The organism is Pseudomonas sp. FW305-20 (assembly GCF_058788075.1).
Genome location: NZ_JBYTAJ010000002.1, coordinates 234700 through 256705 on the forward strand (window position 1 = coordinate 234700; position 22006 = coordinate 256705).

The following is a 22006-nucleotide window of genomic DNA, read 5'->3' on the forward strand; positions in this document are numbered from 1 at the left end:
CAAAGCCGGGCGTGGTCGGATAGAGGGAATGTTTGCGAACGCGCAAGGTCAACCGAGCAGCTCTCCTTTCTGGATGATGTGCCATGAACGTCAGCCAATCCGTGGTCGAATACTTGCGTCAAAACGACTTGCTGCTGACCACCGCAGAGTCTTGTACCGCCGGAAAAATCGTCACGCTGCTGGCTGAGGTTCCGCACAGCGGGGAGTCGATCGAATGCGGGTACGTGGTCTATTCCACCGAAGCGAAACAGCGCTTGCTCCACGTCAGCCCGAAGACGATCGAAACATTCAATCTCACCAGTTGTGAAGTCGCTCAGGAAATGGCCGTGGGTGCGCTGCGCGACAGCACGGCCAATGTTGCGGTGGCGACCACCGGCATCCTCGGGCCGGAAGACGTCGATGGCATCCCGGCTGGCACCATTTGTTTCGCCTGGGTCTATCAGACCGGGCAGGGACGGTGTGTTTTCAGCCGACAGGTGCGGTTTTCCGGTACACGCAGTGAGGTGCAGTTATTGGCCGCGGAGCACGCGCTGAAGTTGCTGCCGCACTTCCACCAACGGGCATTGGCGGGTGAGCAAGGGCAGGGGGCACTCGATGAATGATGAATCCGGGCATACCGATTACCACAGCCGCGACTATCCCGTGCGCGAAGACATGGCGCATCAGGTCAAGGTCTGGCAATTCGAGCGTTGGGGCTGGTACTTCCTGGCGTTGGTGGTGTTGCTGGCGTTGCTCGGCCTGTTTTCACGCGGGCCGCTGAGTACCCGGGACGTTCAGGGCGACGATGGCAAGGTCCGGGTGCAATACGAGCGGTTCCACCGCCACGGATCGACCAATCCGATGCAGATCAGCCTGAGCGGTGCGCCCAATGCCACGGTTGAGCTGGAACTGACCGGCGCGCTGCTGGACGGTTTCAACATTGAAACCGTGCAACCACAACCCCTGCGCGCCATCAGTGCCGGGCACGGCATGAGGTTGTGGGTGCAAACCGACGCTCAGGGCCAGGCGAACCTTTACCTGACGTTGCGCGGCGATGGGCTGGGACTGTTTCGCAGCCGCGTTGCATCACCGGGCGCCATGCCAGTGAACATCGATCAATTCATTTTCCCTTAGGTGACCTATGGACTCGGTATTGCGCGCAGCTGCGATATATCTGGCGCTGATGGTGCTGTTCAAGATTGCCGGTAGACGCTCCCTGGCCGAACTGACGACATTCGATTTTGTGCTGTTGATGATCATGGGTGAGGCGACTCAGCAGGCGTTGCTGGGCGATGACTTTTCCTTGACCAATTCGATGCTGGTGATTGTCACGCTGATTGTCATCGACGTCGGCCTGTCGTTGCTCAAACAGCGCTCGCAATGGGTATCGCAGTTGATCGATGGCGGACCGACGATCCTCGTCGAGAACGGCAAGATTCTGCACAAACGCCTGCGTCACGCGCGATTGATCGAGGCCGACGTCATGGAGGCGGCACGTTCGAGCCAGGGCATCGAAACCCTTGAGCAGATCAAGTTCGCGATCCTGGAGCGCAATGGCAAGATATCGGTGATTGCTCAAGAGCCGTCGTGAGCAATGAATTGCGGCCATACCTGGCTTTTTGTGGCGAGGGAGCTTGCTCCCGCTTGAGGGCGTAGCACTCACAAAATCGGTGATCGTTGCCAGATTTTTGGGGCCGCTACGCAGCCCAGCGGGAGCAAGCTCCCTCGCCACAGGGTTCTCACTAACTCAACGTACTGCATTCAAAGCATCGGCTTGCCACCGGTGATTCCGTACCGCTGCCCCGTGATGTAACTGGCCTCATCCGATGCCAGCAACACATAAATCGGCGCCACTTCCACCGGTTGGCCCGGCCGTCCGAGCGGGGTTTGACCGCCGAAGTCCTGAACCTCTTCAGCGGGCATGGTCGAGACAATCAACGGTGTCCAGATCGGCCCCGGTGCCACACAGTTCACCCGAATGTTCTTCGGCCCCAGCATCTGCGCCAGGCCAGCGGTGAAGTTGGCTATCGCGCCTTTGGTCGTGGCGTAAGGCAGGAGGGTCGGTTTTGGCATGTCGGAATTGACCGAGCTGGTGTTGATGATCGAACTGCCGGGTTTCATGTGCTTCAACGCGGCCTGACAGAGCCTGAAAATAGCGGTGATGTTGACGTCGAAGGTCATCACCCATTCTTCGTCCGGGATGTCCTCGAGGTTTTCGTGGCTCATCTGGAACGCGGCGTTGTTGACCAGCACATCGATTCGGCCAAAACGTTCGACCGTCTTGTCCACCAGTGCCTGGCAGTGGGCTTTCTGCGCCAGGTCACCGGGCAGCAACAGGCACTGCCGGCCGGCCTGTTCGACCCAGCGTGCGGTTTCCTGTGCGTCTTCATGTTCATTGAGGTAGGCGACGGCGATATCCGCGCCTTCACGAGCGAAGGCGATGGCGACGGCGCGACCGATGCCACTGTCGGCGCCGGTGATCAGGGCGATCTTGCCGTCCAGTCGGCCTGAACCCTTGTAGCTTTGTTCGCCACAGTCGGGGTACGGGTCCATTTTATTTTGGGAACCGGGGACAGGCTGGCTTTGTTTAGGGAAGGGTGGTTTTGGATAGGAAGTCATTGCGAAATCTCCGTTCTCAAGGCAGAGGAGTCAAAGGGTTGACCCTGGTGTTTTGCCTTGAGTTCGGTTGGATTTCCGTGATGGTCACTCTTGTCGCCGATCGTTCCCACGCGGAGCGTAGGAACGATCATCATCAGGCTTTGCGATTGAGCAAGCTGCGTTCCATCCGCGCAATGCCTTCTTCCAGCAACGACCGTGGGCAGCCGAAATTCAGGCGCACGAACTGTTTGTTGGCATCGCCGAAATCCAGGCCAGGGCTCAAACCGACCTTGGCTTGTTCAAGGAAAAACTGCTGCGGGTTTTCCAGCCCCAGCGCCGAGCAATCGAGCCACGCCAGGTACGTGCCTTGCGGGATATTCATGGTCACTCCCGGCAGTCGGGTGTTGACCGCGTCCACCAGATAATCCCGATTGCCTTGCAGATACGCCTTCAACCCGGCCAGCCAAGGGCCGGCTTCGCTGTAGGCGACGCGCGTCGCTTCCATGCCCAACGGGTTGACGCTGTCGACCATGCCGCAGCGGGCGTGGTTGACCTTTGCACGCAACGCCGAGTCCTGAATGATCATGAACGATGTTTTCAGCCCGGCAATGTTGTAGGCCTTGCTCGCCGACATCAGCGTGATGGTGCGCTTGGCGATTTCCGGGCTCAGAGAGGCCGTCGGAATGTGCACGCGCCCGTCGAAACACAGCTCGGCATGAATCTCGTCCGAGATGATCCAGGCGTCCTGTTCCAGACAGATGTTGGCAACCGCTTGCAGTTCTTCTCGCGGGAAGACTTTGCCTAGCGGGTTGTGCGGGTTGCTCAGCAGCAGCGCACCGCCACCGGTCAGCGCCCGATTCAGGGCATCAAGTGGCGTGGCGTAAGTGCCGTCCGCCAACGCGTCGAATTCGAGTTCAACCTTGTTCAGTCCCCAGTGCCCCGGCGCATGGCGTAGCGGCGGGTAGTTCGGGACCTGCACCACAACGTTCTGTTGCGGCTGCACCAGCGCATTCAGCGCCATGTTGAACCCCGATTCCACGCCCGGCAGGAAAATCAGTTCCTCAGGCAATACGCGCCAGGCGTACTTGTTCCAGAGGTCGGCGACGATGGCATCGCGCAAGTCGTCCTGGGCCACGCTGTAGCCGAGCATCGGGTGTTCCAGACGTTTTTGCAGGGCCTGGATGATCACCGGCGGTGCGCAGAAGTCCATGTCGGCCACCCACATCGGCAACACGTCGGCCGGGTAACGGCTCCATTTGGTACTGCCGGTGTTGTGGCGGTCGAACACCTGATCAAAATCGAAAGTCATGCTCAGTCTCATAAAAAGCGGGGTTGAACGTGGGGCAATGATAAGCGCCAAGCCCCTGTGGGAGCGAGCCTGCTCGCGATGGCGTCACAACAGTCAGCATCTATGGTGACTGACACTCCGCTATCGCGAGCAGGCTCACTCCCACAGGGTGTGTGATGGCTTACGCCTTGGGATTGCCCGATGGTCGGTTTTCACACAGTCAGTTCTAACATTGTCTACAGTTTCAAGTGTCGGCAGCCAGACTGCCACAACCGTGATTGTCCAGAAAAACCCGGCAAAAATACCGGGTCTCCACCTGACAGGAGTGCACGATGGACCTCAACCGTCGTCAGTTCTTCAAGGTCGCTGGTATCGGCCTTGCGGGCTCGAGCCTCGGCGCGCTGGGCATGGCCCCCGCGACTGCCTTCGCCGAGCAGGTGCGCCACTTCAAGCTTGCCCACACCCATGAAACCCGCAACACCTGCCCGTATTGCTCGGTCGGCTGCGGCTTGATCATGTACAGCCAGGGCGATGCTGCGAAGAACGTCGCGCAAAACATCATCCACATCGAAGGCGATTCCGACCACCCGGTCAACCGCGGCACCTTGTGCCCCAAAGGTGCCGGCCTGCTGGATTTCATTCATAGCCCCGGCCGCCTGCAATACCCAGAGGTGCGCAAACCCGGCACCACCGAGTGGACGCGCATCTCCTGGGATGAAGCGCTCGATCGCGTTGCCGACCTGATGAAGGCCGACCGCGACGCCAACTTCATCGAGAAGAATACCCAGGGCCAAACGGTGAACCGCTGGCTGACCACCGGTTTCCTCGCGGCATCGGCGTCGTCCAACGAAGCGGGTTATATCACCCACAAAGTCATTCGCAGTCTCGGCATGCTGGGGTTCGATAACCAGGCGCGTGTCTGACACGGCCCGACGGTGGCAAGTCTTGCCCCAACGTACGGCCGTGGTGCCATGACCAATACCTGGACCGATATCGGTAACGCGAATCTGATCCTGGTGATGGGCGGCAACGCAGCAGAAGCGCACCCGTGCGGCTTCAAATGGGTGACCGAAGCCAAGGCGCACAACAAGGCACGCTTGATCGTGGTCGATCCGCGTTTTACCCGGACCGCCTCGGTGGCCGACTATTACGCGCCGATCCGCACCGGCACCGACATCGCCTTCATGGGCGGGCTGATCAATTACCTGCTGACCGAAAACAAAATCCAGCACGAGTACGTACGCGCCTATACCGACGTGTCATTCATCGTTAAAGCCGGGTTTGGCTTCGAGGACGGGATCTTCAGCGGCTACGACGCGGCCAAACGCATCTACACGGACAAGTCTGGCTGGGGTTATGAAATCGGTGATGACGGCTTTGTCAAAGTCGACCCGACCCTGCACGACCCGCGTTGCGTCTATCAATTGATGAAGACCCATTACAGCCGCTACACCATCGAACTGGCGAGCCAGATTTGTGGCATGCCCGTCGATGCCATGCAGAAGATCTGGGAAGAAATCGCCACTTGCTCGCAACCGGGCAAGACCATGACGATTCTCTACGCGCTGGGCTGGACTCAGCACTCGATCGGTTCGCAGATCATTCGCAGCGCCGCCATGGTGCAATTGCTGCTGGGCAACGTCGGCATGCCGGGCGGGGGCGTCAATGCCTTGCGCGGGCACTCCAACATCCAGGGGCTGACCGACCTCGGCTTGCTGTCAAATGCGCTGCCGGGTTATCTGACGTTGCCGCAGGATGCGGAGCAGGATTACAGCGCCTATATCACCAAACGTACGCAACTGCCGTTGCGGCCGGGGCAACTGTCTTACTGGCAGAACTACGGCAAGTTCCACGTCAGCCTGATGAAAGCCTGGTACGGCGCGAACGCCACGCTGGAAAACCGCTGGGCTTTTGACTATCTGCCGAAACTGGACATCCCGAACTACGACATCCTAAAAGTGTTCGACCTGATGAGCCAGGGCAAGGTCAACGGCTACATGTGCCAGGGCTTCAACCCCATCGCCGCGCTACCCGACAAAAACCGGGTGATGGCGGCGCTGGCCAAGCTCAAGTGGCTGGTGGTGATGGACCCGCTGGCCACCGAGACCTCGGAGTTCTGGCGCAATGTCGGGCCGTACAACGACGTTGAAACCGCCGGCATCCAGACCGAAGTGATTCGCCTGCCCACCACTTGTTTCGCCGAAGAAGACGGCTCGCTGGTCAACAGCAGCCGCTGGCTGCAATGGCACTGGAAAGGCGCCGACGGCCCAGGCGAAGCGCGCACCGATATACGGATCATGAGCGAGCTGTTTATCCGTCTGCGTCAGCGTTACCAGGCCAACGGCGGCGCTTATGCCGAGCCGATCCTCAAACTGTCCTGGCCCTACAAAATCGCCGAAGAGCCCTCGCCGGAAGAGCTGGCCAAGGAAATCAACGGCTATGCCACCGCCGACTTCACCGACGCTAGCGGCGCGACGATCAAGGGCAACGCGCAACTGGCCGGTTTCGGCCTGCTCAGGGACGACGGCAGCACGGCTTCCGGTTGCTGGATTTTCTGCGGCAGCTGGACAGAGGCGGGTAACCAGATGGCCCGGCGCGACAACAGCGATCCGTATGGCATGAAGCAACACCAGGGCTGGGCCTGGGCCTGGCCGGCGAATCGGCGGATTCTCTACAACCGCGCATCGTGCGACCCGCAAGGCAAGCCGTGGGACGAGAAAAAACGCCTGGTGTGGTGGAACGGTAAATCCTGGGGTGGTACCGATGTGGCTGACTTCAAGTCCGACTCGCCACCGGAAGCCGGGATGAATCCGTTCATCATGAACCCCGAAGGCGTGGCGCGGTTCTTTGCCGTCGACAAGATGAACGAAGGACCTTTCCCCGAGCACTACGAACCGTTCGAAACGCCGATCGGGATCAACCCGTTGCACCCGCAAAACAAGAAAGCCACCAGCAACCCGGCGGCGCGGATCTTCGATTCGGTCTGGGAGACCTTAGGCGTAGCCAAGGACTATCCCTATGCCGCGACCAGCTACCGGCTGACCGAGCATTTCCACTTCTGGAGCAAGCATTGCGAGCTCAACGCGATTTCCCAACCCGAGCAGTTCGTCGAGATCGGTGAAGTACTGGCCAAGGAAAAAGGCATCGTCGCTGGCGACCGGGTTCGTGTCAGTTGCAAGCGCGGGCACATAGAAGCGGTGGCGGTGGTGACCAAGCGGATACGTCCGCTGCAGGTCAACAATCAGGTGGTGCATCAGATCGGTATCCCGCTGCACTGGGGTTTTACCGGGCTCACGCGCCACGGTTACCTGACCAACACCCTGGTGCCGTTCCTCGGCGATGGCAACACTCAGACCCCGGAATCCAAGTCATTCCTGGTCAACGTGGAGAAAGTCTAAATGGCCAGCCAAGACATCATCGCCCGTTCGGCCACCACGACCGTCCCGTCCTCGGTGCGCAACCAGGAGGAAGTGGCCAAGCTGATCGACACCACCAAGTGCATCGGCTGCAAGGCGTGTCAGGTCGCCTGCTCGGAATGGAACGAACTGCGCGACGAGGTCGGTCACAACCTCGGCACCTACGACAACCCCCGGGACCTGAGCGCAGATACCTGGACTTTGATGCGCTTCACCGAACACGAAACCGCCGCCGGCAATCTGGAGTGGTTGATTCGCAAGGACGGCTGCATGCACTGCGCCGAGCCCGGTTGCCTGGCCGCGTGCCCGAGTCCGGGGGCGATCATCAAGCACGCCAATGGCATCGTCGATTTCGACCAGGACCATTGCATCGGCTGCGGGTATTGCATCACCGGTTGCCCGTTCGATATCCCGCGAATCTCGCAAAAGGATCACAAGGCCTACAAATGCACATTGTGCTCGGACCGCGTGGCGGTGGGGCTGGAGCCGGCCTGCGTCAAAACCTGCCCGACGGGCGCCATTGTGTTCGGCACCAAGGAAGACATGAAAGATCATGCGGCCGAAAGGATCGTCGACCTCAAGAGTCGTGGCTTCGACAATGCTGGCCTGTATGACCCCGAAGGTGTCGGCGGCACCCACGTCATGTACGTGTTGCACCACGCCGACACACCGAAGTTGTATGCCGGCCTGCCGAGCGCTCCGACCATCAGTCCGCTGGTGGACCTGTGGAAAGGCGTGAGCAAACCCTTGGGATTGCTGGCCATGGGCTTGGCCGTGCTGGCCGGGTTCTTCCACTACGTGCGGGTCGGGCCGCAATTGGTCGAGGAGGACGAACTGCCGACCACTGTTGACCCTGCGGTGCATGAAGTCGATCCGTCGGTACATACCTTTGATCCGCGCGGGGAGGACAGACCATGATCCGCAGACAGATCCTGCGCTACACCTCGAACCAGCGCACCAATCACTGGCTGGTGGCGATTTTCTTCTTGATGGCGGCGCTGTCGGGGCTGGCGTTGTTCCACCCGGCGCTGTTCTGGCTGAGCAACCTGTTTGGCGGCGGCCCGTGGACGCGCATTCTGCACCCGTTCATGGGCGTGGTGATGTTCGTCCTGTTCCTGGGCTTGGTGATTCAATTTTTCCGGGCGAACATTTTTATCACCAACGATCGCTTGTGGCTGCGACGTGTCGGGCGGGTGATCCGCAACGAAGAAGAGGGCGTGCCCGCGATCGGCAAATACAACCCGGGGCAGAAGCTGCTGTTCTGGATCTTGCTGATGTGCATGCTGGTGCTGTTGTTCAGCGGCTTGGTGATCTGGCGCGAGTATTTCAGCGAGTACTTCGGCATCACCAGCATTCGTTGGGCCATGCTGCTGCATGCGTTGGCGGGTTTGATCCTGGTGCTGAGCATCATCGTTCACATCTATGCCGGCATCTGGATCAGGGGGTCGGTCAGCGCCATGACGCATGGCTGGGTCAGCCGCGCCTGGGCGAGGAGACACCATGAACTCTGGTACCGCGAAGTGACCCGCGACGAGCACCCCGACCGGCCAATCAACAAAAAAGGATAACCCCTTGGCGACGATTCTTGAGCCTGGCGAGATCGAAGCGGCGGCGAGCGCGCCGCCGTTTCTGCACCTGCCACCGAACAATCTGTTCACTTTGCGCGCCTTGCGCCTGGAGCGTCTGGTCGACGGCCATCCGCTGGCCGATTACCTGCGGCTGGTGACCGGCCTGTGCCACGTGCAGCAGGGGCTGCTGGACGACCCGCCCGTCACCGCCATGCCCGATCCCGAACGTAGGCGCGTGTGCCAGCAACACGGCTTACCGCCGTTCGCTGCCGACAGCCTGGTGCGCGAAGACCATTGGCTGCCTTACCTCGAAGCCCTGTTGCAGCGTTACCAGCCACCGCCGCAACCTGCCGTGGAAAAAGCCGTGGCGATGTTGCGCAGCGCCAATGTCGGGCAGCGCAAGGCCTGGGCGATTGCGCTGGTCAGCGGCCAGTTCACCTTGCTGCCCGCCGCCGTGGTGCCGTTTCTCGGCGCGGCGTTGCAAGTAGCCTGGAGTCATTGGTTGCTGAGCACACCGGACCTTGCGCTGAAACCCGGTGACAGCCTCAGCCAATGCCCGGCCTGCGGTTCGCCGGCCATGGCCGGGGTGATTCGCCACCGCGGCAAGTACAACGGCTTGCGGTATCTGGTGTGCTCGCTGTGTGCCTGCGAATGGCATGTGGTGCGGGTCAAATGCGTGTATTGCGAACAAAGCAAAGGCCTTGAATACGTCAGCCTCGATGACGACCGCCACGCTGCCAATCAGGCACCCATTCGCGCGGAGGTCTGCCCCGGCTGCCGCAGCTACCTGAAACTGCTTTACCTGGAAAACGACGCCGAGGCCGAAGCGCTCTCCACGGACCTGACCAGCCTGTTGCTGGACATGCGCCTGGAGCAGGAAGGCTACCAGCGTCCGGCGCCTAATCTGTTGCTGGCACCGGGAGGTGACTGAGCGATCCCTTTAAGCTATCCCTCCGAGCCCAGCAGCTACACTCAGGCGCGACGGTCAACGTTTGCGGGAGCGCCTGATGTCTTCCAGATCCGCCAGCTCAACCCTGCGGCTGCCTTCAATCGACAGCTTGCTGCGTCATCGCGCCTGTCAGCCATTGGCCGAGCGTTACGGGCGTGACGCCCTGCTGGCCAGCCTGCGGCAATTGTTCGATGACTTGCGTGAGCCGGTGCTTTCAGGGCAACTCGACGCCATTGAAATCGCGCCTGAAGCGTTGGCGGGCAGGGCGGGTGAACGCTTGGCCTTTCAGCATCGCAGCAATGTGCGCCGGGTGTTCAACCTCACCGGCACGGTGCTGCACACCAATCTGGGGCGAGCGTTGTTGCCGGAGGAAGCCATCGAAGCGGTGCAAAGGGCGGCCCGCTATCCGCTTAACCTGGAATTCGATCTGAACAGCGGCCAGCGCGGCGACCGTGATGACCTGATCGAAGGCTTGATCCGCGAGCTGACCGGCGCCGAGGCGGTGACGGTGGTCAACAACAACGCTGCTGCGGTGTTGCTGGCGCTCAACAGTCTGGGCGCGCGAAAGGAAGGCATCATTTCCCGGGGCGAACTGATCGAAATCGGTGGCGCCTTCCGCATTCCCGACATCATGGCCAGGGCCGGGGTCAGGCTCCACGAAGTGGGCACCACCAATCGCACCCATGCCCGGGATTACGAGGCGGCCATCGGCCCGCGTAGCGGTTTGCTGATGCGCGTCCATGCGAGCAACTACAACATCGAAGGCTTCATCGCGCGGGTGCCGACCGCCGAGTTGGCGCTACTCGCGCATCAACACGGTTTGCCATTGCTTGAAGACCTCGGCAGCGGCAGCCTGCTGGACCTGACGCGCTGGGGCTTGCCCGCCGAACCGACGGTGCGCCAGGCGCTGATCGATGGCGCGGACATCGTCACCTTCAGTGGCGACAAACTGCTGGGTGGCCCCCAGGCCGGGTTGATTGTCGGCTGCAAAGACCTGATCGCGAAGATCAAGAAGAACCCACTCAAGCGCGCCTTGCGGGTCGACAAACTGACCCTTGCTGCCCTCGAAGCGGTATTGGGCCTGTACCGCGACCCTGATCGTCTGGCCGAGCGGTTGCCGAGTTTGCGCCTGTTGACCCGACCGCAGGCGGACATCCTCGCCCAGGCTGAGCGCCTGCAACCTTCGCTGGCCAAAGCCTTGGGCGACGGCTGGAGCGTCCGCGCAGTACCGGCGCTGGGGATGATCGGCAGCGGCAGCCAACCGGTGGCGCGATTGCCCAGTGCGGCGTTATGCCTGCGACCGCACGTCTCCAAACGTCTTCGTGGACGGCAGCTGCATGGCCTGGAAGCTGCCCTGCGAGCGTTGCCGATTCCGGTAATCGGGCGCATTGATGACGATGCGTTGTGGCTGGATTTGCGGCAACTGGACGATGAACCGGCGTGGCTGGCGCAACTCGATCAGATTGCAGGAACCGTAGCGTGATCGTCGGCACTGCAGGGCACATCGACCACGGCAAGACTGCCTTGCTCCAGGCACTGACCGGCCTGCTCGGCGACCGGCGTCGGGAAGAGCGTGAACGCGGCATGACCATCGACCTCGGCTACCTCTACGCAGCGCTGGAACCCCATGCGCCCCTGACCGGTTTTATCGATGTGCCTGGTCATGAGCGCTTCACCCACAACATGCTGGCGGGGGCCCAGGGCATTGATCTGGTGTTGCTGGTGGTCGCGGCCGACGATGGCGTCATGCCGCAGACCCGCGAACACCTGGCCATCGTTGAACTGCTGGGCATCCCTCGGGCGCTGGTGGCGATCAGCAAATGCGACCGGGTCGAACCGTCCAGAGTGCAAGCCGTTCGCGATCAGGTCCAGACGCTGTTGGCACCGGGGCCTTATGCCGACGCGCCGCAGATTGCGCTGTCGAGTGTGACCGGGGAGGGCGTCGAGACGCTGCGACAGGCCCTGCTCGCGGCGCAACGTGAAGTGCTTCAACGCAGCACCCTTGGCGGTTTTCACCTGGCGATCGATCGTGCCTTCAGCGTCGCCGGCGTCGGTATCGTGGTGACCGGCACTGCGTTGTCTGGCGTGGTGGCCGTGGGCGATACGCTGATGCTCGGCCCGCGGGGCAAACCCGTTCGCGTGCGCGGGCTGCATGCGCAGAATCGGGCGGCCGAGATCGCAATGGCCGGACAGCGCGTCGCGTTGAACCTGAGTGGCGAACGCTTGGCCCTGGAGCAGATCCATCGCGGTCAATGGCTGTCGGCCGAGTGGCTGTACGCGCCAACCCAGCGACTGGATATCGACCTGCAATTGTTGGTCAGCGAACCCAAAGCCTTCGAGCATTTTCAGCCCGTGCACGTTCACGTGGGTACTCAGGATGTCACCGGCCGGGTGGCGTTGCTGGAAGGCACCCGCCTCATGCCGGGTGAGCGGATGTTCGCGCAGCTGCTGTTGAATGCGCCGGTGCAGGTCGTGAAGGGCGATCCCTTGATCCTGCGGGACCAGAGCGCCCAACGCACCCTTGGCGGCGCGCGGGTGCTCGACCCGTTTGCACCGACCCGTCAACGCCGCAGCCCCGAACGGTTGGCGCAGTTACACGCCCTTGCTACAGGTAATGAGCTGGAGAAAATTCTGCCGGCGTTGTTGGCCAATAGCGAAACCGGGTTCGACCCGCGGCGTCTGGAGCGTCAGTTCAACCGCCCCCGCAACACCTGGGTTTTGCCCGATGACGTGCGCCTGATCGACACCCGCCAAGGCCCGTTGCTGTTCAGTGCGGCCCGTTGGGAAGCGCTGAAAGCGCCGTTGCTGGACCACCTCGCCCGTTTTCATCAACTGGAACCGGATCAAATGGGCCCGGACCGGGATCGCCTGCGGCGGTTCAGCGGCACAGCGCTGGAGCGTCCGACGTTCATCAGCCTGCTCGACGAATTACTCGCCAGCGGTGCCCTTGCCGCCAGCGGACCATGGTTGCATTTGCCTGACCATCAAGTGCGTTTGAGCGAAGCCGACGAAGCCCTGTGGCAGCACTTGCAACCGTTGTTCGAACAGGCTGGTTTTGATCCGCCATGGGTGCGCGATCTTGGCCATGAGGAGGCGGCCGTGCGCTTGCTGTTGTGCAAGATGGCCAGGTTGGGATTGCTGCATCAAGTCGTCCGCGACCTGTTCTACACCGACACGATGATCCGCCGTTTGGCGGCTATGCTTGTGCAACTGGCCGCGCAAAACCCGGTGATTCAGGTCACGGCGTTTCGTGATGCCGTGGGCCTGGGACGCAAGCGCAGCATCCAGATTCTCGAATACTTCGACCGGATCGGCCTGACGCGACGGTTTGGCGACAAGCGCCATCTGCGCCTCGACAATGCCCTGGCCCAACGCACCGATCACTGATTTCAAGGAAGGCAATCGCGCCCGGTGGCGCGGCCGGGCTTCAAACCCGGTTGGGGACGGCATCCGTTCCCGGGCAGGTTCGACTCCGGCTGCCTTCCGCCGTTTTCTGATTCACTTCAAATCGTCTTGAGTCAGCGAGAACCCGTGGCGAGGGAGGAGCTCGCTCCCGCTGGGCTGCGTAGCGGCCCCAAAAATCTGATATCCATACCGATTTTTGTGAGCGCTGCGCACTCAAGCGGGACGGTGCGGCGTTCCGACAAGCTCCCTCGCCACAAGGCCGACACTGTCACTGCATCACATAACGCCCCGGCGCCGACTCAATGGCCGGGTATTTGGCGTTACCGGTATGCAGCACCGAGGGCTGGCGTTCGCCAGACTGTTCAGCCAGCCAGATGAACCAGTCATTCCACCAGCTTCCGGAATGTTGCTGGGCGTTCTTGAACCAGGTTTCCGGATTTTTGGTGACCCGGTTGTTGGTCCAGTAGTGGCGTTTTTCCTTGGCCGGCGGGTTGATGACCCCGGCGATATGCCCTGATGCGCCCAGCACAAAACGCTTGGTCCCGGAAAGCAACTCGGTGCTGGCGTAAGCGCTTCGCCACGGCACGATGTGATCGTCATGGGTGGCGAGGATGTACGCCGGAGCATCGATGGCACGCAGGTCCAGCTTGACCCCGCAACAGTCCAGCTCACCGGATTTCAGGTCGTTCTGCAGATAGGTGTGGCGCAGATACCAGCAATACATCGGCCCCGGCAGGTTGGTGCTGTCGTTGTTCCAGAACAGCAGGTCGAGGGGGATCGGTTTCTGGCCCTTGAGGTATTTGTCGACGTTGTAGTTCCACCACAAGTCGTTGGGCCGCAGCAGCGAGAAGGTATTGCCCATGTCCTCGCCCTTGAACAGGCCGATGGGCCCATCCTGGCCGCCGATGGTGCGCTCGCGGTAGGCCACCAATTGTTCGTCGACAAAAATGTCGATAGGGCCGGTATCGAGGTAGTCAAGGAAGGTGGTCAACAGGCTCACGCTGCCAATCTCGCGGTCGCCGCGCGCCGCCAGGACCGCCAGCGCCGAACTCAACAAGGTGCCGCCAATGCAGAAGCCGACACAATTGGGCCGTTGCTCGCCGCTAATCTCGCGGGTCACTTGCAGGCCTTTGATGATGCCGGTTTCGATCAGGTCATCCCAGGTGGTTGCGGCGTGCTCCTGGTCGAAGTTGCGCCACGACATCAGAAACACCGGATGCCCTTGTTTCAACAGATGAGCAACCATCGAGTTGTCCGGGCGCAAGTCGAGAATGTAGTACTTGTTGATGGACGGCGGCACGACAAACACCGGGCGCCGGTATTGGGTTTCGCTTTGCGGGTAATACTGAATCAGCTGGAACAGTTCGTTCTCGAACACCACTTCGCCAGGGGTGTTGGCGAGATCGACACCGACTTTGAATGCACCAGCGTCGCACTGGCGCATCTTGCCTTCTTGCAGGTCGCTGGCCAGGTGCAACAGGCCGGTGAGGAGGCTACTGCCCTGGGTATCGACGACACGTTGCAACGCATCGGGATTACTCGCCAGGAAATTGCTCGGCGCGCCGGCGGCGATGGCTTGTTCCACCAGATAGAGCAGGCGCTGGCGCGGTTTTTTGTCCGGGATCGCCAACTTGTCCAGCAGCTTGAGCAGGAACCCGGCGTTGAGCAGATAAAACGCAGCGAGCGAGCCGAACAGGGGCTGGCTCCAGTTGCCGCTGGCAAAACGCCGATCCTCGAAGCTGAATGGCTGACCGGTCAGCAGTTGCTGGCCGAGTGCGCCCCATTGCTGTTGGTAGTCCGATTGAAGGCTGTCCAGGGTGCTGCGCGGCAGGTCAAACCACGCGTTGTAGTCCTGGCCGGTAAACCACGGATTGGTGCTGACCCAGAGACGTAGCTGTTGCACTGCAAAGGAGGCAATGAACGGAACCTGGCCTGACCAGAAGGTGTTGAAAGTATGCGAGTTATTGTCCATGGAACTCCTTGCCCACATCAGTAAACCGGGCTGAAAAAAACCGCGGCGCCGGACTTCGGCGCCGCGTTAGCAGTCAAGCAAGCAGTCCTGTGTTTCTTCTAGCGCTCGATGACCAGGCTGACACCCTGGCCACCACCGATGCACAACGTGGCCAGGCCTTTTTTGCCGTCACGGCGAATCAGCTCGTGCAACAGCGACACCAGGATTCGTGCGCCTGATGCACCGATCGGATGACCCAGGGCAATCGCGCCGCCGTTGACGTTGACTTTGCTGGTGTCCCAACCCAGCTCCTTGCCGACGGCCAGTGATTGCGCGGCGAACGCTTCATTGGCTTCGATCAGGTCGAGGTCGTCCAGGCTCCAGCCGGCTTTGGTCAATGCCAAGCGGGTGGCCGGTACCGGGCCGATGCCCATGATCGAGGGGTCCACGCCAGCGCTGGCGTAAGCCTTGATCCGTGCCAGTACCGGCAAGCCGAGGGCCAGGGCCTTGGCGGAGCTGGCCAGCAACAGGACGGCGGCGCCGTCGTTGAGGGTCGACGAGTTGCCGGCGGTCACGCTGCCGGTTTTCTGGAACGCGGGTTTGAGGTTGCCCAGCGCTTGCAGGGTGCTGCCCGGACGCGGCTGTTCATCAGTATCGAAGACCAGCGGTTCACCCTTGCGCTGAGGGATCAGGATCGGGGTGATTTCACGCTTGAAGTAGCCCGCTTCGATGGCCGCAGCGGCTTTCTGTTGCGAGGCCGCGGCGAAAGCGTCCTGGTCTTCGCGACTCAGTTCGTATTTTTGCGCCAGGTTCTCGGCGGTGATGCCCATGTGGTAGTCGTTGAAGGCGTCCCACAAACCGTCCTGAATCACGCTGTCTTGCAGTTGCGCATGACCCAGGCGCAAACCGGTACGGGCCTTGGGCAGAACATAAGGCGCCAGGCTCATGTTTTCCTGACCGCCGGCAATGATGAGTTCGGCGTCGCCACAACGGATGGCCTGGACCGCCAATTGGACCGCCTTGAGGCCCGAGCCGCAGACCTTGTTCAGGGTCAGGGCAGGGGTGGTGTGGGGCAGGCCGGCCTTGATCGCCGTCTGGCGTGCCGGGTTTTGCCCCGAGCCTGCGGTGAGTACCTGGCCGAGGATCACTTCATCGATCTGCGAGCCGTCCAGACCGGTCTCTTCCAGCAAACGGCGAATGACCGCCGCGCCCAGCTCGGTGGCTGGAATCGCGGACAAGGCACCTTGAAAACTGCCAATGGCGGTACGAGTAGCGGCAACGATTACGACTTCGTTCATGCGTGACCTCATTAAGATGTTGTCGAGCGAAAGCAGGGCATCCTTGCCCTGACAGGTCTATTGCATGTTCATGCCGCCGTTGACCGAGAAGTCGGCCCCGGTGCTGTAGGCCGATTCATCGGAAGCCAGCCAGGCCACGATGGAGGCGATTTCTTCTGGTTGGCCGAGACGCCCGACCGGTGTGGCCGCGATCATGGTGTCGAGAATGTCCTGGCGAATGGCCGCGGTCATGCTGGTCTGGATGTAGCCTGGGGAAACGGTATTGACGGTCACGCCCTTGCCGGATACTTCCCGCGCCAGGGCCATGGTGAAACCATGGATGCCGGCCTTGGCCGCGCTGTAGTTGGTCTGGCCGAACTGGCCGCGCTGACCGTTGATCGAGGAGATGTTGATGACCCGTCCCCAACCCTTGGTCAACATCCCTTCAATCACCTGTTTGGTGGTGTTGAACAGGCCGCTGAGGTTGGTGCCGATGACCGCGTTCCAGTCTTCGGGCGTCAGCTTGCGAAAGGACGCATCACGCGTGATCCCGGCGTTGTTGACCAGGACATCGATCGGGCCGAATTGCTCACGTGCCATTTCGAACGCTTTGCGCGTTGATTCCCAATCGGTGATGTCGCCATAGATGCATTCGAATTGATAACCCGCCTCCTGTTGGCTCGCCATCCATTCTTTCTTGCGGGCGGAGTCGGAGCTGCAGCCCACGATGACCTTGAATCCTTCCTTGTACAGGCGCTGGCTAATCGCAGTGCCAATCCCACCCATACCACCCGTGACCAACGCAATACGACCAAGCGACTTCATATGCACTCTTCCTTTTTGTATTTTGCGCTGCAAGATGGGGGATTGTTCGGTATTGGCGGGGTGTGCGGAAGTGTTGAGAGGTGACGGTCTGGTGTCCAACGGTGCCAAGCCCGAAGCGCAACGGAACTTTCTTTCGTCGTCTCGACGCTCATCGGCCACTGCTACAAGGCGACGACCGGCCTGAAATACTGGCTAAAAGTGAGGAGTACCTATACTGGGATCAATATTGGCAACGAAACAACCCGTTAGAGTTTTGATTCATCGCAGATCAGTTATGGCTCCGGACAGGATGTTCGGTTCCACAGGTCATTGAGGACGCCATGTATAGAATGAGTTCAGGCTATGCCAGCGTGTTGGTAAATACGCTCTTGGCTCAAGGACTGGATGTTGCCAGTCTGTGCCAGGAGGCTGAACTAGACATGAAGCTTGCGAACAAACCAGGAGCGTTTTGCGAGCGAAGGGCAATCTATCGACTATGGGATCTGGCCGCTCGGGCCTCGGGTGATCCAGACATCGGCTTGAAGGCCTATGGAAGTTTCCATCCCGGCAGCTTTCAGATCGTCGGCTACACCATGATGTCCAGCCTGAATCTGAAAAAAGCCCTTGAACGACTGGTCCGTTTCAGTCCGTTGATTGGTACCGGCTTCAGCCTTTTCTTTACATCGGAACAGCAGAACTACCGGCTTTCCGGCTTCGATCATCAACAAAAGGGTTCGGTCAAACCTCGCCAATACACCGATGCAGCGCTGGCTTCATTGCTGGGCTTCTGTCGTAAGCTGGCGGGCGGAAACGCACCGCAACCCTTGAGCGTGGGATTCACCTATCCCGAACCTGAAGACACCACCGAGCATCGTCGGCTGTTTGGCTGCGACCTGCATTTCGACGCGCCTTTCGACAGCATTTTGTTTGATGGTCAGGAACTGATGCGTCCGTTGAGCATGGCCAATGAAACATTGGCGGTGCTGCATGACAGTTTTGCCGAGGCTCAACTGGACCTGCTGTTTGGTTTTTGCATTGTCAGCAGGATTCGCGCATTGATTACCGAGCGCTTGAGCCAGGGCCAGGGGCAGTGCGACATGGAGTCGATCGCGGCGGCATTGAACATCAGCAAGCGGACGCTGCAACGCGCGCTGGAAAAGGAAGGGACGCAATTCAAGGACGTGCAGAACGATGTTCGCCGGCAACTCGCCGATTTCTACCTGCGCCATTCTCACTTCAACATGAAGCATGTCGCGTATCTCCTTGGTTTTCATGATCACAGCAGTTTCAACAAAGCCTGTAGCCGCTGGTTTGGCATGACGCCCGGTCAGTATCGGGCCGATGAATCGTTTGAAATCAAGGAAGCCGCGTCGGTCTGACGCGGTCTTCCTCGGTGCTCAACGTTATTTCACCGGAGGTTTTTTCACGACTTTCTTGCCCTTGGCAGGTTTGCGCACTGGACTCGCAACCTTGGCGATGGGGTCTGGGGTCACTGCGGGTATTTTCCGCTTGATTGGCTCGGGGATGACGACCGGGGTTTTCTGTTTGATCGGCACGGGAATTTCCACCGGGGTGATCTGCTTGATTGGCTCCGGGGTTACCACTGGGGCTTTCTGCTTGATTGGCTCAGGGGTTACCACCGGGACTTTCTCTTCGATGGCATCGGCTTCACCGGGTGGTTGAGTCAGGCTGAAACCTGGCATTGGCACGTCGAGCAGCGTGTGCAGCTCACGCCAGAAGAGGTTGTCTGCGCCGCTGGTCAGCAGTTCCGGCAGCAAGTTGGCGACGGCCGCGAGTACTTGCTGGCGTTCTTCGACCTCGGCAAGCATCAAGGGCAGGCTGTGCAGGCTTTCTTGCGGATGGGTGGCGACCAGCAGTTTTTGCAGACGCAGGGTTTCGCGCAAATCAAGCGGCTCGGCACTGTAGTCCTGAAGCAACACTTGCAGTTGCAGGATCAATTTTTCGACACTTTCCTTGCCCGGCTCGTCGCTGTCGCGGCCCAGCAGGAACAGGATCCGTATCAAGGCTTCCATCAGGCCGCCGAGGGGCAGGGCATCCTGCAAACGCTCGATCAACACCTTGTCGTGCTGCTCGGCATGTTCCTGCAGATTTCGCCCCGGTGCATTGCCGGTGAGGCTGTTGAGTACGCCATACACGCCGTAGAAACACATTTCCTGAGCCGCATCACGCAGGTCGCGATAACCGTTCAAGGCGTCCTGCACCTGATTGGAAAACAGTTCCTGCCAGACCAGCAACGGGTTGTTCTGGCTGGCGGGGTGACGATCCTTGCTCACTTGGGCGGCGCTGCCTGCCAGCCACCAGAGCGCCGGGTTCAAACTGCTCCAGGCCACTTGTTGCTGATGGAAAGGATGCGCCCGGCGCAGCATTTCGGCGCTTGGTTCGTTGATCAGCTGGCGCAACCACGGACGTATGCATTCGTCGTAAACGCTGTTGTTGATGGCGGACGCGCGCTGCACCAGGGCGAATTCGCGATCATCATCACGGGGCGGCTTCACTTCGCCATGGATGTCGGCGATACGCCGGCGCTCGAAACGCACGGCATATGGCGTCGCCGAGTGCTCCGGCAGGTCGTCGATCAGCATTTCATACAGCCCGGCTGACAGTGCGTTAATTGCGTCGACCGCACCAAGCAATTCACGGTGTTCACGCCGCGCCACGTCACCGGACACGAAGATGCCCAGGTGACCGATGCTCGCGTGTCGCAGGTAAACGATGGTGCGTCCGGCATTTTGCAACGCGAGATCGCTGGGGTAGACGTCGGTGATCCAGTCCAGTGCCTGCTGCGGGGAGGTGATGTTGTCACCATACGAGCAGAACACCACCACCGGCACTTCGATCAGTTTGAGATCAAGCCCGCTGCTCTTGCGCCCGAGACCACCGGACAGCTGATTGCCGATGAACAGGTCGTCGACAATCATCTCGATCTCTTCGCCATTAAGCAGGGTCGGGCTGCCCCACCAGCGTTCGAAGTCCAGAAAGCGTGCGGCCTCGCTGTCGACTTCGCTGAACAGGTGGTAGTACTTGCCCCAAAAGGTGTTGGCCGGGTCCAGGTTTTCGAAATTGCTGACTAGCCAGGTGCCGTCGAAACGGTCATTGCCCAGATCGCTACCGAGCCGCGCCATCCAGCCACCGCCCAGCAAACCGCCGGTGTAGCGCATCGGATTGCGGCCATTGACGCCGGCCCAGTATGACAACGGCGCACCGTTGACGATGATCAGCCCCGGCAGCTCCGGCCGGGTGGCCGCGAGGCCCATTAACGCCCAGCCCGCCTGGCAATTACCAATGACGACTGGTTTGGCGCTGTCTGGATGCCGGGCGCTGACGACTTCGATGAACCGCGCTTGGGCGTCGGTGATATCAGCAAGGGTTTGCCCTGGGCGGGGCGAGTGACTGAAGGAGATGAAGTAGGTGGGGTGGCCGGCTCTCAGGCTTTCGCCGATCACCGAATCCTGTTTGAAACCGCCGATGCCCGAGCCGTGACCGCCGCGGGGATCGATGATGATCACCGGCTGTTTCTTGCTGTCGATCTGTTGTCCAGGACCGCCGAGGATTTGCAACAACGAATAGTTGACCGGGCGGGGCAGGTCTTCACCGGCGACCAGCGTTTCATGATTGAACTTGAGCAGCAGCGGATACCCGGCGCGCTCGTGGGCCAAGGTGTTATCGCCGCGCTGACGCAAGGTGTCCCAGAACAACACGCTGCGTTGGCCGAGGTCCGTGAAGTATTCCTGCCAGTCAGCAGGCGTTGGCTGTCGGAGTTGCCCAAGGCTTAAAGGCGCGAAGGTTTTTGCCTGGCGCTTCTGCACGGCGTCGAGGACGTTACGGGTATTGAGGCGTTGCAGATGATTCAGGTGTTCGAACAAGCCGGCGGGCTCGGAGAACTCTTCATCTTGCAGCGCAATATTTAATTCCTGACCCATCGTGATCTCCTGACGCTGTGCATGGGAACCGGCCCATCAGACCCCTTAAGTTAAAGAGGGCTGGCCTGGCCGTTCGATGATCAGGAGTTTACAGCGTATAAGGAGGGCATTAGCAAAGTTTATTTTGCACCGCACAAAAATACACGTTGCCAAATAGTTTTGTGCACTGCAATATCAAGGCTAACGCGATGACTGGCCGGATCGCTATCGCGTCCTCAGGCTCATCAGGGCCTTCCAGTACCAGGAGATTCAAGCATGTCTTTTTTCAATTCGGAAAAACTGCAAACCACTCAGAAAGCCAACCTCGACCTTTTGCAGCAAATCAGCGGCAAAGTCTTCGCCAGCGTTGAACAGCTCAGCCAGTTGCAGTTCAAGGCACTGCGCGACTCCACTGAAGAGCACTTCGAAGGCGTTCGCAAGTTGCTGGCCGTCCGTGATCCACAAGGTTTCGCCGAGCTGCAGGCTTCTTTCACCCAGCCGAGTGCGCAGACCGAACGTCTGGCCGAGTTCAATCGCCAGGTTCAAGCACTGATCGTCGGTACTCAGTCGGACATCGCCAAATTGACCTCGAGCCAGGTCGAAGCGGGCACCCAACAGGTGCAAGAGTTCGTTGAAACCATCAGCAAGAATGCACCTGCCGGCTCCGAGCCTGTTGTGGCCGCGTTCAAGTCGAGCCTGGCGAACGCCGGTACTGTGTTCGAAAGCGCACAGAAAGCCGTAAAACAGGCTGCCGATGTGGCTCAGACCAGTTTCGACGCAGCGACTGCCACGGCCACCAAAGCTGCTTCAGAAGCAAGTGCCAAGGCTACCAGCGGTAACAAGTAAGTCAC

Annotated in this window: 17 protein-coding genes and 1 tRNA gene; 12 read left to right on the plus strand and 6 right to left on the minus strand. The window is 60.3% G+C overall.

All coding sequences use genetic code 11. The features are described 5' to 3' along the window. Positions 1 to 83: 83 nt before the first annotated feature. From AC3WP4_RS03000 to AC3WP4_RS03010, 3 genes are read left to right on the plus strand one after another with little or no spacing between them, the layout of a single operon-like run. Positions 84 to 602 carry a CinA family protein gene (locus AC3WP4_RS03000; RefSeq protein ID WP_102614697.1) on the plus strand — a complete coding sequence of 173 codons (519 nt, stop codon included), beginning with the start codon at positions 84 to 86 and terminating at the stop codon, positions 600 to 602. After that, positions 595 to 1113: a hypothetical protein gene (locus tag AC3WP4_RS03005; RefSeq protein ID WP_102614696.1), complete on the plus strand. Its 519-nt coding sequence runs from the start codon at positions 595 to 597 to the stop codon at positions 1111 to 1113. Before AC3WP4_RS03000 ends, AC3WP4_RS03005 begins: the two co-directional genes overlap by 8 nt. 7 nt (positions 1114 to 1120) lie before the next feature. Beyond that, complete coding sequence (locus AC3WP4_RS03010) at positions 1121 to 1570, plus strand: DUF421 domain-containing protein (protein ID WP_102614695.1); 450 nt, start codon at positions 1121 to 1123, stop codon at positions 1568 to 1570. A gap of 170 nt (positions 1571 to 1740) precedes the next feature. Here the strand turns inward: AC3WP4_RS03010 and AC3WP4_RS03015 are convergent, their stop codons facing one another. Together AC3WP4_RS03015 and AC3WP4_RS03020 are read right to left on the minus strand one after the other, a co-directional pair. Further along, on the minus strand, positions 1741 to 2598 hold the full coding sequence (locus AC3WP4_RS03015; protein ID WP_102614694.1) for an SDR family oxidoreductase: 858 nt from the start codon (positions 2596 to 2598) through the stop codon (positions 1741 to 1743). A gap of 133 nt (positions 2599 to 2731) precedes the next feature. Next, the gene (locus AC3WP4_RS03020; protein WP_102614693.1) at positions 2732 to 3886 is read right to left on the minus strand and encodes a MalY/PatB family protein; all 1155 of its coding nucleotides are present in this window, start codon (positions 3884 to 3886) and stop codon (positions 2732 to 2734) included. 311 nt (positions 3887 to 4197) lie between these two features. Between AC3WP4_RS03020 and fdnG the strand changes: the two genes are divergently transcribed. The 7 genes from fdnG (at position 4198) to AC3WP4_RS03055 (ending at position 13284) form a co-directional block, all read left to right on the plus strand. Next, on the plus strand, positions 4198 to 7263 hold the full coding sequence (gene fdnG / locus AC3WP4_RS03025; protein ID WP_146011584.1) for a formate dehydrogenase-N subunit alpha: 3066 nt from the start codon (positions 4198 to 4200) through the stop codon (positions 7261 to 7263). Then, complete coding sequence (gene fdxH, locus AC3WP4_RS03030; protein WP_074876577.1) at positions 7264 to 8199, plus strand: formate dehydrogenase subunit beta; 936 nt, start codon at positions 7264 to 7266, stop codon at positions 8197 to 8199. Next, positions 8196 to 8849, plus strand: a complete 654-nt coding sequence (locus AC3WP4_RS03035) for a formate dehydrogenase subunit gamma (RefSeq protein ID WP_074876579.1) — start codon at positions 8196 to 8198, stop codon at positions 8847 to 8849. Before fdxH ends, AC3WP4_RS03035 begins: the two co-directional genes overlap by 4 nt. Positions 8850 to 8853: 4 nt before the next feature. Beyond that, positions 8854 to 9780, plus strand: a complete 927-nt coding sequence (gene fdhE, locus AC3WP4_RS03040; protein ID WP_102642434.1) for a formate dehydrogenase accessory protein FdhE — start codon at positions 8854 to 8856, stop codon at positions 9778 to 9780. A gap of 76 nt (positions 9781 to 9856) precedes the next feature. Beyond that, positions 9857 to 11281 (plus strand): L-seryl-tRNA(Sec) selenium transferase, encoded by a 1425-nt coding sequence (gene selA / locus AC3WP4_RS03045; RefSeq protein WP_102614690.1) that lies wholly within the window; start codon positions 9857 to 9859, stop codon positions 11279 to 11281. Beyond that, positions 11278 to 13185 (plus strand): selenocysteine-specific translation elongation factor, encoded by a 1908-nt coding sequence (selB, locus tag AC3WP4_RS03050; RefSeq protein WP_102614689.1) that lies wholly within the window; start codon positions 11278 to 11280, stop codon positions 13183 to 13185. Before selA ends, selB begins: the two co-directional genes overlap by 4 nt. 6 nt (positions 13186 to 13191) lie before the next feature. Beyond that, positions 13192 to 13284 (plus strand) — tRNA-Sec (locus AC3WP4_RS03055). A 187-nt stretch (positions 13285 to 13471) separates the two neighbouring features. Here the strand turns inward: AC3WP4_RS03055 and phaC are convergent. The 3 genes from phaC to phbB form a co-directional block, all read right to left on the minus strand. After that, positions 13472 to 15175 carry a class I poly(R)-hydroxyalkanoic acid synthase gene (phaC, locus tag AC3WP4_RS03060; protein ID WP_102614688.1) on the minus strand — a complete coding sequence of 568 codons (1704 nt, stop codon included), beginning with the start codon at positions 15173 to 15175 and terminating at the stop codon, positions 13472 to 13474. 98 nt (positions 15176 to 15273) lie between these two features. Then, positions 15274 to 16452 carry an acetyl-CoA C-acetyltransferase gene (locus tag AC3WP4_RS03065; RefSeq protein WP_076031124.1) on the minus strand — a complete coding sequence of 393 codons (1179 nt, stop codon included), beginning with the start codon at positions 16450 to 16452 and terminating at the stop codon, positions 15274 to 15276. Between the two features lie 57 nt (positions 16453 to 16509). Next, a complete protein-coding gene (gene phbB / locus AC3WP4_RS03070) occupies positions 16510 to 17256 on the minus strand; it encodes an acetoacetyl-CoA reductase (RefSeq protein WP_076031123.1) in 747 nt (248 codons plus the stop codon). A 320-nt stretch (positions 17257 to 17576) separates the two neighbouring features. Here phbB and AC3WP4_RS03075 point away from each other — a divergent pair, with 320 nt between their 5' ends. Beyond that, positions 17577 to 18614 carry an AraC family transcriptional regulator gene (locus AC3WP4_RS03075; protein ID WP_102614687.1) on the plus strand — a complete coding sequence of 346 codons (1038 nt, stop codon included), beginning with the start codon at positions 17577 to 17579 and terminating at the stop codon, positions 18612 to 18614. 24 nt (positions 18615 to 18638) lie between these two features. On the opposite strand, the gene AC3WP4_RS03080 is transcribed toward AC3WP4_RS03075, so the two are convergent. Further along, positions 18639 to 21176 carry a DUF3141 domain-containing protein gene (locus tag AC3WP4_RS03080; protein WP_102614686.1) on the minus strand — a complete coding sequence of 846 codons (2538 nt, stop codon included), beginning with the start codon at positions 21174 to 21176 and terminating at the stop codon, positions 18639 to 18641. A 255-nt stretch (positions 21177 to 21431) separates the two neighbouring features. Here AC3WP4_RS03080 and phaP point away from each other — a divergent pair, with 255 nt between their 5' ends. Next, positions 21432 to 22001 (plus strand): TIGR01841 family phasin, encoded by a 570-nt coding sequence (phaP, locus tag AC3WP4_RS03085; protein WP_102614685.1) that lies wholly within the window; start codon positions 21432 to 21434, stop codon positions 21999 to 22001. Positions 22002 to 22006: the final 5 nt, after the last annotated feature.